Origin of the sequence: Legionella waltersii, assembly GCF_001468085.1 — a bacterium.
GTDB lineage: Bacteria > Pseudomonadota > Gammaproteobacteria > Legionellales > Legionellaceae > Legionella > Legionella waltersii.
In genome coordinates, this window is the sequence record NZ_LNZB01000041.1 from 196,331 (window position 1) to 210,216 (window position 13,886).

Consider the following 13,886-nt stretch of genomic DNA (forward strand, 5'->3'; position numbering starts at 1 on the left):
TAATCATTAGTTGAATGCATAATTAGGCGATACATTCGATTCTTGTACTGCAGTCTTTTTTTCTATGACATCAGTTAGTATGCTCAATTCGGAGACAGCTTTCAAAGTTTTATCCTGTAACTCAGATAGTCTTCTATTGAGTCTATCTATTTCAGAGTTTATCTCTATCTGAAGCCGTAATAGATGGAGTTTTGTGCTATTATAACTATCAATTGGAGAAATACCAAGTGACCTTAGCCCCATGACCCGGTCAATGTCTGCTCTTTCATCTCTTATGTTGCTCAGGTTTTGTTCATATATTGACTGTGCTGTTTCAACTTCTGCCAATGCTTGTTCATGAATAGTAATCCTATTCTCCACTCTACTGAGCTCGTTGCTCTTTTTCTGTATCGAGTCAGCAATCATTGCTTTTTCTTTGTCTAACTGTTCAAAGTGTGGCGCATATGATAGTTTGAGTTCCATTAATTTGTTAAGAGGTAGATTTTCAAAATACTCACGTAATGCATGGGATGTTTTATAAGGAAATTTAGACATTATCTCACCTGTATCATAAAAAGACCAAGGTTAACATGAGATTGCATTATATGTACACAATGCCCAAAAAAAAATTTAGGTGACTTTGGTATGATTGAATTGGAATCAAGAGTGCCGATGTGCATGGAATGCGCTCAGATGATGGTTTGCTGCTCTACTATAATAAATAAAACACTATTTAATTATATATTATTCCATGAAGGAAAAGTTGAAGCTATTTCTTTACGTTTATCCGCGTTAGGACTAGAACATCAAAGTGAACCTCTCCCAGAATTTGAGTTAATGAAGTTTGCGGCTCCTATCGATCATTTAAGTCATGTTGTTTATTCAGCGATCGAAGATAAGTAGTCTAAGTATAATCCCGCAGCCACGGCAGAGGAACAAATTGAATTTTTTAGCAAGATTTTGGAACTAAAAAACACATTAAGATCAATACAGGTTGTTCATAATGAATTAACAAAGAGCTTGTATGAAACATCCTAATTATACATTGCAAATGAGTCGCAGGGTACAGAATTGAATTTACGAGATTTTCTAGCGAATGCACCTGTAAAGTTGTTCAATTATTGATAGCTGTTTTCAAGAGTAGGGACATGGATTTTGATCAAGAAATAGACGCAGAAATGCTTAAGAAAGTTATACCTGGAATTCAAAAGCTTGATGAAATGCTAAAAGGAGGGGGAGTTCCTGAAGATGTCCTTAAACCTTTTAGTGAGTTTGCTGAAGTGATGCAAAAGAAACACAATAGCACGATGTCAACGATGATTCTTATGTAAACAACAAAGGTTCATTTAGGTTTGTTGGGCCATTTTGACCCAACAAACAATCCATCCTACTGCTGCATGTAAATTCAAAATAATCCATCACCTAAGAGAACGAAGAGTTTGATTTTCTTGATTGTCCTGGCTTAATTCCAGTTGATTGAGTTGCTTTTTAATATATAACCAACTATTGATATCGTATTGTGCGCCTAATTTGAGTAAAAATGGTTTAAGTGCATAGTTAACTAAGAGGTTATTAAGTTCATCAACGACATAAGGAGCTAGAGAGTGATTGTTAAATCGGGTGCTGGAGTCTAAAAAAAAGAGATGGAGTACGGTGAGTAAAGCATCAACGTTAGTTGTGTCGCGTGCTTCTCCACGTAATTCATTGGCTTTACTTCCCCCCTTCTCACCATGGCGTAACCAACTAAACCAGCCATACTCTTCGCTGGGAGTAGTTCCTTCCTTTTTACCTTTCGTGTAGTTGTCAACTGCTTTTGTTAAAGCATTGATAAGATCAGTCCATAGAGAAGAGGGCGGTTCGTCCTCTGTTTTTATTAAACCGCTATTGATTGAAGTTGCAGGTTCCTTATGGATTATCTCTTTGGACATAGGAAATAAAGTTTTTGGGGAACTGCTGGAGTGAAACGAAGAAGGTGGCCTATGCTTAATTTGGGAACGCTCTCTAGTGGGGTGAACCAATTGAGGATTAACTGACTCATGTTCTCCAGTATTTTGCTGATGCTCTTGATTATGAATGGAATTTTGTAATGTTAGAGACTCTTCTTGCTTTGTTCGAAGCAATTCTGCCTTTCTTTTAGCAACCAGTCCTTCTGGAATATCAGACGGCTTATTGATAATAGACTCAGATTGATTTATACGTTTTTCTTTCATATCTACATCCCTTAGTTATGATTAATTATTGTATATACTCTAATTTTTCTAATCATGTTAATGAAAACACTGCATGCTTGCAAGAAAAAGTGAGTAATAATGTCGGGTTATTTTTACATGGGTTTAAGAGTATTAATACACCCAATTATCCATTTGAATAGGTAAAGTTGGACACGTTTACTTTTCGATTAAAATAACATCAGAACCACGAATACGAGATGTTTTTTTTACTGTTGCTGAGGTATTATGCAAGATTTTTTGCACATCAGTAAATAAATCAAAACCATGATGAGTTAATGGCCTTAATAAAAAATAAGCTTTACCCTTATTTGCAAGCGAATTTTCTAGCGCTCGGATGTAATTTGAAAAAGTGCTATCTAGATAAAATCTACAGCGATTTTTAAATTCGGAAGGTGACAGCATCCCATGGCCTTGGAGAAAATAGGGCGGGTTGCTGATAATCAAATCGAATTTGCCTTCCCATTTCTTTTCTTGTAATTCATCGTAATTCAATAGATGCCAATGAAATTGGATTTCAGGACGATTAACGTTAGTGATGTTTTGATAAAAGTAGTCAGTATAAATGTCTTGTATTTCAACAAATGCAATATGCCTGAGTGATTGAAGATGCCACGATAGTTCTATTCCAATCACACCGCAGCCCGCACAAAGATCCAATACTCTTAATGAGCTAAGATCGTGATGTGACTCTAATTGTCCAGCTACAAATCTGGCTAAGTGAATTGAATCAAGGCTAAAACGATATTCGTTTGGTTGTTTGTAATGATAAGTAAAGTACATTCTTAATGTTCATCAAGTGCTGTATAAATTATTTTAAAATGTTCTACCGATTAATGCCATAGACTATCTTTCCATTCTTTGGGATGTTTTAGGAGGAAAGGAATTCATTCTAATTCTCTGTTTAAATACCCACAAATCTTGGGTAGAAGCGATTGCTCAACTGGTTAAGTCTTAAATTTAAAAAAGAAATGCAGTGATTATTGTGTACTAATAAAAAGGCCTCATCATGAGGCCTTAGTGCATTATTCTTCAACGCTGATTTCAATTTTCTTCTCAGTCGCGGCTTCTCTTTTAGGAATTCTGATTTCAAGAACTCCATGAGTGTAGCGTGCGGTGATTTTTGCATCATCTGCAGTCTGAGGGAGGCCAAAGCGACGATAAAATTGCCCTTGGGTTCGCTCTCTTCTTGTATAACCTTGATGTTGCTCTGTTTTTTCAAATTGGCGCTCACCTTTAAGGGTAAGGACGTGATTTTCTAGGGAAATATCAATGTCTTCCTTTTTTACCCCAGGAACATCGGCAATCACTAAAAAGCAGTCCTTTTCTTCTTTAATGTCCACCAAAGGCGACCAAGTGCCTGTTTCAATATAGGATGAATCATCCTGCTTTTGAAGATTAAAAAAATCATTCAATAAATGACCCATATCGCGGTACATGGGCATAGTTCTTCTTAATGTGTTCATGCTGTCTCCTTAAAATATGTTTTTGGTTAATTTCCTATGTAAGGATTATTGAAAAAAATTCAAGTCTACAATTTAAAAAATGGATGTCGAATTATTCTTAAGTCATCGCCCTAAGCCTTGCTACTCGCTCTGAAGTCAAGGGGGGGCAAACAGGCTAGCAAACTTCTCTTCATTGATAGGGTTGACAATAAAAAGGTGTGCTGTTGCCGGATGTGTTTCAGCTTTAGTTTTATCACCTGACTATTAAATGCGTGTCAGGTCACTAAATGGGGATAAACTGTATAACTTCAACCATTAGTAACTGGCTAAAAGCTTTGGTAGGTAGGCTTGGTACAAAATCCTAAAAAAAGACTCTTGAAAATCAAAGCTTTGACCTTATTTCCTAATTACTATGAATTTTAGGGAGGGCTTTAACTTATTCAGCAGTATTAATGAACTTAAAAACTAGAAATAAAATAACTTAATTTTTGTTTGTATTTTTTGCATTGAATAAAAATTAGAATTAAGAGGATTTAAACTATGTCAACAGTTCAAACAACAATAAGGGGTATTACGTCAACTCCAGCCATCAACTACCACATTGATAGACATTTAAAAAAACTCAAAAGGGCCTACAGGAAAATCAACAAATGCAAAGTGATCGTTGATTTGGCAAAAAACAACACGCACAAAGACAAGCTCTATAGTGTCTGCATTGATATCACTATTCCTGGAAAGGAATTGGTGAGCAAAAAGCAAGACCCCAATTTATTTATCGCGATTCGAAATAGCTTTTTTGCGCTTGAGCAGTTACTCGCTAAACATCATAAAAAGAAGGTACTCGGTAGCAAAAATCAAGCTCATTATCTTCGTTACTACAACAAAGATACTATGGCTGAGGCCGTTTAAATCATTTGAATAGTGTTTATATACCAAGACAGGGCTAATAACTACAAGCCCTGTCTATAAATTTAGAATTAGATACTGATTAATTGATAAGGAGAATGTTATGAAACAAGAACACATTCTGATTTTATTTTGGACGATAATCCTTGGTGTAGTAATGTCTGTAGTTCATGCAACTGATGCGCATCAGCTATCTCCAAAAAGTTATAATAGTGCATCTGCTTTTGATGATGATCCATTTTTTCAATCGGACGATGTATTTAAGCAAATCAGGAACATGCAACTATCCATGGATAGGTTAATGCGGCAGCAATTTAAAAAAATTAATAGTAATTCAATTGGATTTACCAACTTAAAAAACATGCTGAATCCTTCGCAAGATATCCAGATGAGGGAGCTCAACAATGAGCTTAGCTACACGATACAAAAGCCTGAGGGGGTTGATAGTAAAATTGATGTTTCTGTTAAGGATGGGATATTAATTGTGAATACACATCTCATGCAGAAAAGAACTTACAGAGAAAACGGCAGTAAAAGCTACAGCTATTCACAAAGTAGCTACATGCAATCCTTCAAACTACCGAATGCTTATGATCCTGATACTATGGATTTAAAAACTAAAGACGCCACTCTAATAGTTAGTTTCAAAAAACGGGGTGTACCGAGTTCTTTGAAGATCTGAAGCTACGAGCCTTAATTTGACATCGATGCAAGCAAATTGGTACATCGATGTCATTAATATGACGAACTGAATATCAGGAGGCACAACAGTTTTTTTAAGAACAACACAAAAGATGTGGTATTTTACGACGTATTTTATTGTTAATTCGATATAAATTTTGGTGAGACTTTGTAGATTGGACAGTAAACTATCTTAGTGGGGGGGGGCTTGCCTTTTGCTATTTAACAAGTAAAACCAATACATTATCAAGAAAAACGGTATAAAATTGCCCAGAGCGGTAAGGTGCTGCCACAGTGATGCCACGTGTTATAACGCAATAAACGATGAAATAGGGTTCTACTTCCTTTGTACATAGTGTGTTCGTTGAAAAAAAGCCTTCTTCATTTGAGCCTCATAAAAGTCAATAGCGGTTTGTTTAAAATAGTTTAAAAAAAGTAAGTTGATGTGCTGGAAATAGAAGAGGAATGTGTTACTATTTCTTTGGAATAATCCCTTCTTAAAAATTCCACCTCTGTGAATAACTCTTCAACCTTACTTACTGAATACTCAATTAATAAGCAACTACTAAATCAACACCCCAATTCCCACAAGGGATTCAACCAATTGTAGCTGGGAATGCAAGCTATGCTTATCCACAAATTCTGTGGATAAGTCTGTGAATAGGGTAGGGATTTTGACGTGAAATGAAGGAGCTTAGGTGGTTTTGAAAGACAAATCCAAGCTGCTCAAAATAAAACAAACCCCAATTCGTCGAATCTTGTTCTTACAGGTTTTGTCGGAGAAAATTTGAGACGATGCTCTAGTTTATAAATTTGAGGGAGTATGACTACTATACCAGCGTGCTTTGTCCAAAAAATCAGCTCTCAATGTTCAACATCAACACGATTCGTTGTTCAACATGGATAGGGAGCAGTGTTCAATTTCGCAGGAATGGGTGTTTGACCTCCGAAAGAATAGGCATTGGATTTGTCGGGATACTTGTTAGCTAATTTACAGAGCGTTTATAAGCATCTTATAACTAGAGTTCCATTGAACGGATGAGTTTACTCTGATCTAATAAATGCTTACATCGCTTAACTACAATTTCCTGATAGTTCTTTAAATAATTTGCTTCCTTATCATTAGTCAAAATAAGGTTGATTTCTTCTTGCAAAGCAACAGTTAGTTTGTCAATCAAAAATTTTAAACGTTTAGCCACTAATAACCTGGGCAACTGGCATGTATCTGCAAAATCAGCTAACTGATACGCATTAATAGTATTCTCTTCAAACTCATTCCCTAACGCCATCGCCAAGCCATGCTCAAATTCAGGATACATTTTTATATTCACTAAATCATAAAATGGTGCGAGGGAAATGCCGTTAGCCCCAACAAAAAAACTTAGATTTTTACCGTGAGCATCGCAATTAAATATCAAAATATTAAATAAAACCCAGTCCAGTATTTGTTGCTTAGTTTTAGCAGGATTGATGCATTGATTTGCAAAATCAAATAGCTTAGGCAAACTTACCCCATCTCTTATATTAGATACGTCTCGGCTATTTCCAAAATTTTGCTCATACTTATATTCCGGGGGTAAATTCAATGCCTGACAACCGTCTATTAAGTGCCGTCTTTGAACTGTATTAGTGGTATTTATTTTCCTATCAAAACGCTCGACCAATAAGGCAGGATGCTGGCCAAAACGTTTGATTTGGACTTTGGCAACATTCAATGAACAGCGTTTAGCAAGCTGCATACTTAGATATTCATTTAAAACTAAATAAGATAGTTTTTGTTTTTCAAATTTGAGAATATGGGTAGAACATAAGCTGCCTTCTCCAAAACCAAGTTGCTCTTCTTTATTTAACACCACGTTAATTTTATCTTGTACTCCAGCAACTGAAAGACGTGGTTTTCCATCCCAAACCATTAAACTATAGAGATCACGATTAGTTAAACGTTCTTCTAACTCCTCCTGAGTGATCAACCGAAAATTCCCGTGTTTAGGCGGTTCTTGATTGGATGGCAATATCACTAGTGATCCTGGTGTATCCAATCCTAAGGCTTGAATAAGTCCAAAGGTATTGTATTTGCTTAAATGAAAAATATTAACTAATACTTCTAAAGGATTTCCTTCTGGTAATAAATTTCGCAGAAATCGTTGCACGTTTAATGGGGGAATATCTTCATGCAAAGGCAAGTGTGGAGAAACAGCATAACCTGTCTTTTGCCAATGGGCACTATAACTCCAATACAATTGCTCCTCGATAAGCGTGATATGGGCTATTTGATAGTCTCCCTGATAAACATCCAAGACCTGCTTATCCCCAATCATTTTCATCCTCACCATCATCCATCCATGGTTTTATGTACAGATTTATTCCTAAACCGGAACAAATCTGTAATACACTTGCCAGTTGACAACTCGCTTGACCATGCTCGACTTTCATAAAGGTTTCTTTGGCTACACCACACAAAGCAGCCGCATCTTCTAGCCGTAACTCACTTTGAGTTCGGCGTGCTTTAATGACTTCCCCTAACAATTCTGCGGTTAATGGCTGTTGTAGATTAGGAGTGTTTAATTTTTTAATTTGCTTGGCCATATAATCCTACTGGAGTAGACTTAATATAAGTATTTCGATTTAATTGTTCATTAATCCTATTATAGTAGGATTAAATTTAAAAATACAAGAACAATCAATTAAAATCCTAATTAAATAGGATTATTGCAAAGACAATAGGTGCTTTTCAGCCCGTATGTCTATTCAGAAGAATAATTAATACATTTCTCAAATGTAACATTACAAAAAATGATGAAGATCAGAACAGTAAAGCACTGCCACAGTGAAGTCACAATTTATGACACAGTAAACGATCAACTAGGAATGCATTTTTTTGCGCATAGTGTGCTCATTGAAAAAAGAGCCTTGTTCATTTGAGCCTCATAAAAGTCAATAGCAGTTTGTTTAAAATAGTTTAAAAAAAAGTAAGACGATGCGCTGGAAATAGGAGAGGAATGTGTTACTATTTCTTAGGTATAACCCTATCTAAAAAATTACACCGCTGTGCATAACTCTGCGAACAAACATACTGAATATACAATTAATCCACAACCAGAAAATCAACACCCCAATTCCCACAAGGGATTCAACCAATTGTAGCTGGGAATGCAAGCTATGCTTATCCACAAATTCTGTGGATAAGTCTGTGAATAGGGTAGGGATTGTGACGTGAAATGAAGGAGCTTAGGTGGTTTTGAAAGACAAATCCAAGCTGCTCAAAATAAAACAAACCCCAATCCGTCATACCTATTTTTAATTGTAAACACCTTTATAATACGGATGATAATAACTGTACTACCCACCAAATGCTCATTTTCAGTTCTATACTAATAAGTACTGGGAATGCGATAAGCCTAAAAACTTTGAATTTCGGAACAATGTAGTATGAGGCAAATGCAATGACTGTTGATAAAACGCTATTGCCAACCGATAAACCAATACATAGAGATCAATGCAGATTAATAAGAGTTCTAAATAAATATTTAGAAAGTCAAGATTTACCTGTGCGCATGGATATCGAAGGTGTTTGTCAAGGCCTTTCTGCTCTACGTTGTAAATACGTTCTTGCAGGTCGAGAAAATGAATACTATGAAATGCTGGACAAATTAACGAGCTCCAAGAAGCTTTCAAGCAGCTCTTTTATGGAGGTTAACCATTTTATAGTCGAGGTTCTAGTTGCCTACATGCCAGATCTATTTGACGTCAGAAAAGAACAAAAAGACTCCCTCTCAAATCTTTCTATAGATTATAAACAATTAAGTGCCTCTCTAGAACTTTGTATGATAACCACGGATAAGGACTGGGAACTAATTTTTGATGAAATTAATTTACAAAAAGACGAGGCAATGCTTTTGACTGTATTAGGCCATGCCGTTAGTGTATCACGCCCTCCCAATGCTGAAGGCTATCGATTGGCAGATCCTAATGAGCCTAAAGGATATGTTGATTATCCCGATGCGGAATCATTGATAGCTGCTCTCCACAAAATAGCAGAATATTGCAATTTAAAAGGTGATCTTGGTCTAACGATAGAATTAGTCCGCCATCCAAATGCAGAGCCTCGTACCTCCTCTCTTCCATCCATTGAAGATATCTACGATAGATATTCAAGTAAAAGTGCTCAATTCACAAGAATTGACTCCAATAAGAAGGAGGTTGATTGTGGACAGTTGGAGTTTGCTTGCCGTCGAGACAATATTGAAGTTGTCAAATGTGTTATTGATAAACTAAAGCCCATGCCAAAGGAAATAGTGTTAGGACTAATAACAGCTTTAAAAAGCAATAACTCCCAAGTAGCGGATTATTTGCTAAGCATACCGTTAGCTAAACACTTTAAACTTAAAGATATTGCACCAGAAGACAGTATAAACATGTATTTCGATATCACTTTCGATACTGGTCATTATAAATGCTTTGAAATGCTTCTTACTCATAATAAATTTCAAGACTATTACCTTAATCAACTATTAACAAAAGAAAATGCCCTAAATATCATTCATAAAGTAGCTAACTCTGCAAACCCTGAGCTTCTACAAACTCTATTGAACGATTTAACTGTGAAGGCGACTCCTCCTTTGACTAACGATGAAATCGCCGAAGTGATTTTAACAAAGCAAGATAATACTGATGCTATTGAAAAGGCTATAGGTAAAAAGGGACGTTGCGGATTAAGTAACACTGAATGCGTTGAAGCTCTTGTTAAGAAAGTGTTTAGTTCTACTAATCAACCTAGCGATGAGCAGCTTCTTAACTATACTCTTCTCGCAATGAAATCAAATCAACCCCATTTAGTGAACTTATTTATTGACACGATTAAAGAAAGACTTCCTCAGGACCGGCAAGAGCATCTATTTAAATCAATCTATCTCAGTACCGGTACAGCAAAACGTACGGATTATTCAGTGTTAAAGGCTCTTGATCAAGCCGGATGCAATCTTTCTATCGGTGTTAAAGCAATAATGAAAGAAAAGGAAGGCAAAGCTCCAGGGATACTCCTTTCAATTGGTACACACCTATCTAATTTTAGTGATTGGTTAGAGGGAATTAATAGATCAAATAACATGAGTTACTGTAAAGAGAAATTCAACGCTTTCAAACAAAAAATAAGCGGGCATAAGGAAGTTTCTAATGAGGTTTCTTCAGTTGAACAGAATATTCATTCTGTTGAGATTAAAGTAAACTAGCTTAGATGATCAGAGCTGGGATTTCACTTGTCTGTTATACCAAATGATTATGGCGTGCAAAAGAGTGCTTAGTCTCTCGGATAAAACACCTAATTTCTTTTGTAAAATGGGACGTTCAGAAAGAGCCATTGGGTTAAGAGTAGAGTATCTAGATCAGTTCTTATCATTTTTTCCTTGCATTTTAAATTGCTTCGTCAATATCAGTTTTTTTCAGACCAACTTCTTTAGTAGCTGGATGAGCTTTAGCAATTAAATTTTCAAATTCATTTCGTTATGGCTTTGTGATTTATCTGGCGTCATTATAAAGCCCTCACTAGGATCAGCCCCCGATATTCTGGGGGCCTGAAGCTTACAGAGTCTAATTAAACAAATTCCTTGGGGTTGTTTTAAAAGTGGTAATGGAGTTTTCTTTAGCTCCTGTGTTAAAAAATCCATGAGGATTTAGATATAAAAACTGCTTTGCCAATAGAGCCTGATCCGGTGGTAACATCTCAAGAGCGACATTGATTAAGCCTTCCCTCTTTTTTTCCTTGTAGTACCTTTTTTCCATTGAAGCCCCCGTTTTTAGATAATCTGGTTCTTTAGACAGCCATTGTAGAACTGTTTTTCCTGAAGAATCTTCGACCAATAATGCTTCCCATCTGCGTTTTTTTGGAAGCAGTCCTAATGTAGTTTGTATTGTTTCGGTACTTGGACTTAATCCGCTGGACATTGCGGAATGCAAATAGCAGTCGCCATGTTTGTTTTTTACAGTCATGAGATCGAAGCGTTGGTCTTCTGGTATGCCTTTAAACAGAGCTACTGCACTATATTCACATGGGCCCGAATTTGCAAGGCCATTTATCAACATATGATTTACAACTTTCACTCTCATTTCAATTGTAAATGACTCAATAAAAGCTTTTAGTAAATGTGTACTACCCTTCCCTAGGTAATTAAGGAAGTTATGACTTGATAATGCCATCTCCCAGCGCTCATTTTCATTGATAATCTCTAGAGCTTGCTTAAAAAATTTCGGGTCTTGGTCTGTATAAGCCTTATACCAAATCAGATTGATTACAATTGATTTATAGTGAGGAAGTAACGCTTTAATGTGTTCTATTTTTTGGTCTTTCAGCTCCAAGTGATCTAAAATCTCAATTGAAACTGGTAAGCTAGCGTTTTGTAGCAAAGGTATATACCAATCTGGTGGAAATATATCGCTTACCTCTTTTAGGGCAAGGGCTCTTTGTTCAATTGGTAGGCGATCAAAAATCTTTAAGAACAGTTCTTGATCCCCTTGCTTAACAATTTTTTGCAGCAACGTTTCTTCTGTATGATCCTTGGTTTGTAATGCTTTGAAAACAATTTCATTAGGTAATGAAATGAAGAAGACCACTAGTAATTCATTTTGCTCAAAGAACAAGCGAGAGATGGTCTCTAAATATCGGTCATTGTTGCAAAATAGGCTTAATCTATGTTGCTTCTCAATCATTGCTAATGCTTCATTTAAGGATTTAAGTCGTTCTATTTTAGCTATTTCTTCTAATGCAGAAGCAAAAGCCGTTGCATTTACATTTCTAATAGCTGTAATTAAATTTTCCGAAACTAAATTTAACGAATCATTTCTATTCTCAATAGTTATATCTTTCATTTTGTATGTACCTCAAAAAAATTACGTCGATGTTTTAATTTGCGTTTTTTTTAGCGTTAGACAAAAATTATATGAAGGAAATCCAAATATAATCCTGCAAGCTAAGTTTGTTCTGAGGTCTAATTTGATAGAAGTTTATGACTAGGGTATCTAGAACGTTTCAATGCCACAACGACTTCGCATTCTATTGCGGAATTATTAGTACTCTGTTCTTGAATAGTCGTCATAGTTTGTAAGTGTCTAAACAATAGGTTTCTATTGGTGATTCGATTTTAGGGCATTTTATCATTTAGTTATTAAGAAATTATTAATTGTGATCATTAAATGACCATAAGATAAATAAGTGGCATTTTATTGTTTAAAATGCCACTAACACTTAAATTTTCAGGCTGTTCATTTTCTCAGTGAGAAATGTTTCGGTGTGCGTGGGGGATTCAGGGCTAAAAAAGCACCACTTTCTCATGGAATTGCGGTGCTCTTTGATGGTTTGTTTATGTTCTTCTAACAAGGTACTCATTACCTCCCTGAGCTTTTGTTTTGAGTTTGCATTATCTACTTGCTCAAGGTTTTCACACAGTTGTTTGAGTATCTTAATTTTATCCTGAGGGCTCTTTTTCAATCCAAACCAGCTGAATTCATTGCTCAGCGTTTTTATGTGGTGCTCTATTGCCATTTTCAGGCGATATTTTTCGCTGTCGCAGATAACGGGTTTTGGGACAGCGGTTGGGAGGTTCTGGTTTTCTTGATGCCCAAGCCCCAGTTGGCCACCATAGTTGCTTCCAAAAGCAAAGAGCGTTGGCTTGCCCTTGCTGTCGCAGCCAAAGACAAGGGTGTGGAAAGCACCTGCGACGACACCCTCCAGTGAGTTGAGGTCTTGAGGAAGCTCAAGGCGCTGCAGGCTGCTCTGGTTGTTTTGATGCCCCAGCCCCAGTTGGCCATACTCGTTATTTCCACAGGCAAAGAGCAGTGGTTTTCCGAGGCTGTCGCGGCCAAAGACAAGGGTGTGATTGAAACCTGCGACGACACCCTCCAGTGAGCTGATTTCTTTGGGAATCTCAAGGCGCTGCAAGCTGCTCTGGTCAGCTTGATCCCCAAGCCCCAGTTGGCCATAATTGTTCATTCCACAGGCAAAGAGCAGTGGTTTTTTATTACTATCACGGCCAAAGACAAGGGTGTGGCCCGCACCTGCGACGACACCCTCCAGTAAGTTGAGGTCTTCAGGAAGCCTTACTGGCTGGAGGCTATTCTGGTTGTAATTATCCCCAAGCCCCAGTTGGCCATAATTGTTATCTCCACAGGCAAAGAGCAGTGGTTTTTTATTGCTATCACGGCCAAAGACAAGGGTGTGGCCCGCACCTGCGACGACACCCTCCAGTAAGTTGAGGTCTTCAGGAAGCCTTACTGGCTGGAGGCTATTCTGGTTGTAATTATCCCCAAGCCCCAGTTGGCCATAATTGTTCAATCCACAGGCAAAGAGCAGTGGCTTTTTATTGCTATCACGGCCAAAGACAAGGGTGTGGAGACCACCTGCGACGACACCCTCCAGTGAGTTGAGGTCTTTAGGAAGATTGACAGGCTGCAGGCAGCTCTGGTGGTTTTGATGCCCCAGCCCCAGTTGGCCGCGGCTGTTATTTCCACAGGCAAAAATCAGGAGTCTGCCCTTGCTGTCGCAGCCAAAGACAATGGTGTGGTAGTAATCTGTGACGACACCCTCCAGTGAGCTTATTTCTTTGGGAATCTCGAGGTGCTGCAGGCTGCTCTGGTTATTTTTATGCCCCAGTCCCAG

At 37.2% G+C, this 13,886-nt stretch carries 13 protein-coding genes and 1 pseudogene; 5 read left to right on the forward strand and 9 right to left on the reverse strand.

Going from position 1 to position 13,886, the window contains the following annotated elements; translation table 11 throughout:
* Window positions 1-6: 6 nt before the first annotated feature.
* A complete protein-coding gene (locus Lwal_RS09475; RefSeq protein ID WP_058480558.1) occupies window positions 7-534 on the reverse strand; it encodes a hypothetical protein in 528 nt (175 codons plus the stop codon).
* 90 nt (window positions 535-624) lie between these two features.
* On the opposite strand from Lwal_RS09475, the gene Lwal_RS09480 reads away from it, so the two are divergent.
* Complete coding sequence (locus tag Lwal_RS09480; protein ID WP_058480559.1) at window positions 625-882, forward strand: hypothetical protein; 258 nt, start codon at window positions 625-627, stop codon at window positions 880-882.
* A gap of 245 nt (window positions 883-1,127) precedes the next feature.
* On the forward strand, window positions 1,128-1,310 hold the full coding sequence (locus Lwal_RS09485) for a hypothetical protein (protein WP_058480560.1): 183 nt from the start codon (window positions 1,128-1,130) through the stop codon (window positions 1,308-1,310).
* Window positions 1,311-1,397: 87 nt separating this feature from the next.
* Here the strand turns inward: Lwal_RS09485 and Lwal_RS09490 are convergent, their stop codons facing one another.
* The 4 genes and pseudogenes from Lwal_RS09490 to Lwal_RS17390 form a co-directional block, all read right to left on the reverse strand.
* Window positions 1,398-2,189 (reverse strand): hypothetical protein, encoded by a 792-nt coding sequence (locus Lwal_RS09490; protein ID WP_058480561.1) that lies wholly within the window; start codon window positions 2,187-2,189, stop codon window positions 1,398-1,400.
* 177 nt (window positions 2,190-2,366) lie between these two features.
* Window positions 2,367-2,990: a methyltransferase gene (locus Lwal_RS09495; protein WP_058480562.1), complete on the reverse strand. Its 624-nt coding sequence runs from the start codon at window positions 2,988-2,990 to the stop codon at window positions 2,367-2,369.
* Between the two features lie 242 nt (window positions 2,991-3,232).
* Window positions 3,233-3,673 carry an Hsp20/alpha crystallin family protein gene (locus Lwal_RS09500; protein ID WP_058480563.1) on the reverse strand — a complete coding sequence of 147 codons (441 nt, stop codon included), beginning with the start codon at window positions 3,671-3,673 and terminating at the stop codon, window positions 3,233-3,235.
* 97 nt (window positions 3,674-3,770) lie between these two features.
* Window positions 3,771-3,898: pseudogene (locus Lwal_RS17390) on the reverse strand (protease HtpX); the annotation flags it as partial.
* 294 nt (window positions 3,899-4,192) lie between these two features.
* Here Lwal_RS17390 and Lwal_RS09505 point away from each other — a divergent pair.
* Complete coding sequence (locus Lwal_RS09505; RefSeq protein ID WP_058480564.1) at window positions 4,193-4,561, forward strand: HPF/RaiA family ribosome-associated protein; 369 nt, start codon at window positions 4,193-4,195, stop codon at window positions 4,559-4,561.
* Window positions 4,562-4,661: 100 nt separating this feature from the next.
* Window positions 4,662-5,240: an Hsp20 family protein gene (locus tag Lwal_RS09510; RefSeq protein WP_058480565.1), complete on the forward strand. Its 579-nt coding sequence runs from the start codon at window positions 4,662-4,664 to the stop codon at window positions 5,238-5,240.
* Between the two features lie 1,018 nt (window positions 5,241-6,258).
* Here Lwal_RS09510 and Lwal_RS09515 read toward each other — a convergent pair.
* Together Lwal_RS09515 and Lwal_RS09520 are read right to left on the reverse strand one after the other, a co-directional pair.
* The gene (locus Lwal_RS09515; RefSeq protein WP_058480566.1) at window positions 6,259-7,563 is read right to left on the reverse strand and encodes a HipA domain-containing protein; all 1,305 of its coding nucleotides are present in this window, start codon (window positions 7,561-7,563) and stop codon (window positions 6,259-6,261) included.
* Window positions 7,544-7,825: a helix-turn-helix domain-containing protein gene (locus tag Lwal_RS09520; RefSeq protein ID WP_058480567.1), complete on the reverse strand. Its 282-nt coding sequence runs from the start codon at window positions 7,823-7,825 to the stop codon at window positions 7,544-7,546. The genes Lwal_RS09515 and Lwal_RS09520 overlap by 20 nt, the downstream gene beginning before the upstream one ends.
* Window positions 7,826-8,682: 857 nt before the next feature.
* Here Lwal_RS09520 and Lwal_RS09525 point away from each other — a divergent pair.
* Complete coding sequence (locus tag Lwal_RS09525; RefSeq protein WP_058480568.1) at window positions 8,683-10,467, forward strand: hypothetical protein; 1,785 nt, start codon at window positions 8,683-8,685, stop codon at window positions 10,465-10,467.
* 358 nt (window positions 10,468-10,825) lie between these two features.
* On the opposite strand, the gene Lwal_RS09530 is transcribed toward Lwal_RS09525, so the two are convergent.
* A complete protein-coding gene (locus Lwal_RS09530) occupies window positions 10,826-12,100 on the reverse strand; it encodes a hypothetical protein (RefSeq protein ID WP_058480569.1) in 1,275 nt (424 codons plus the stop codon).
* Between the two features lie 376 nt (window positions 12,101-12,476).
* The coding region (locus tag Lwal_RS09535) for an RCC1 domain-containing protein (protein ID WP_420798165.1) at window positions 12,477-13,886 on the reverse strand (1,410 nt) is incomplete at its 5' end.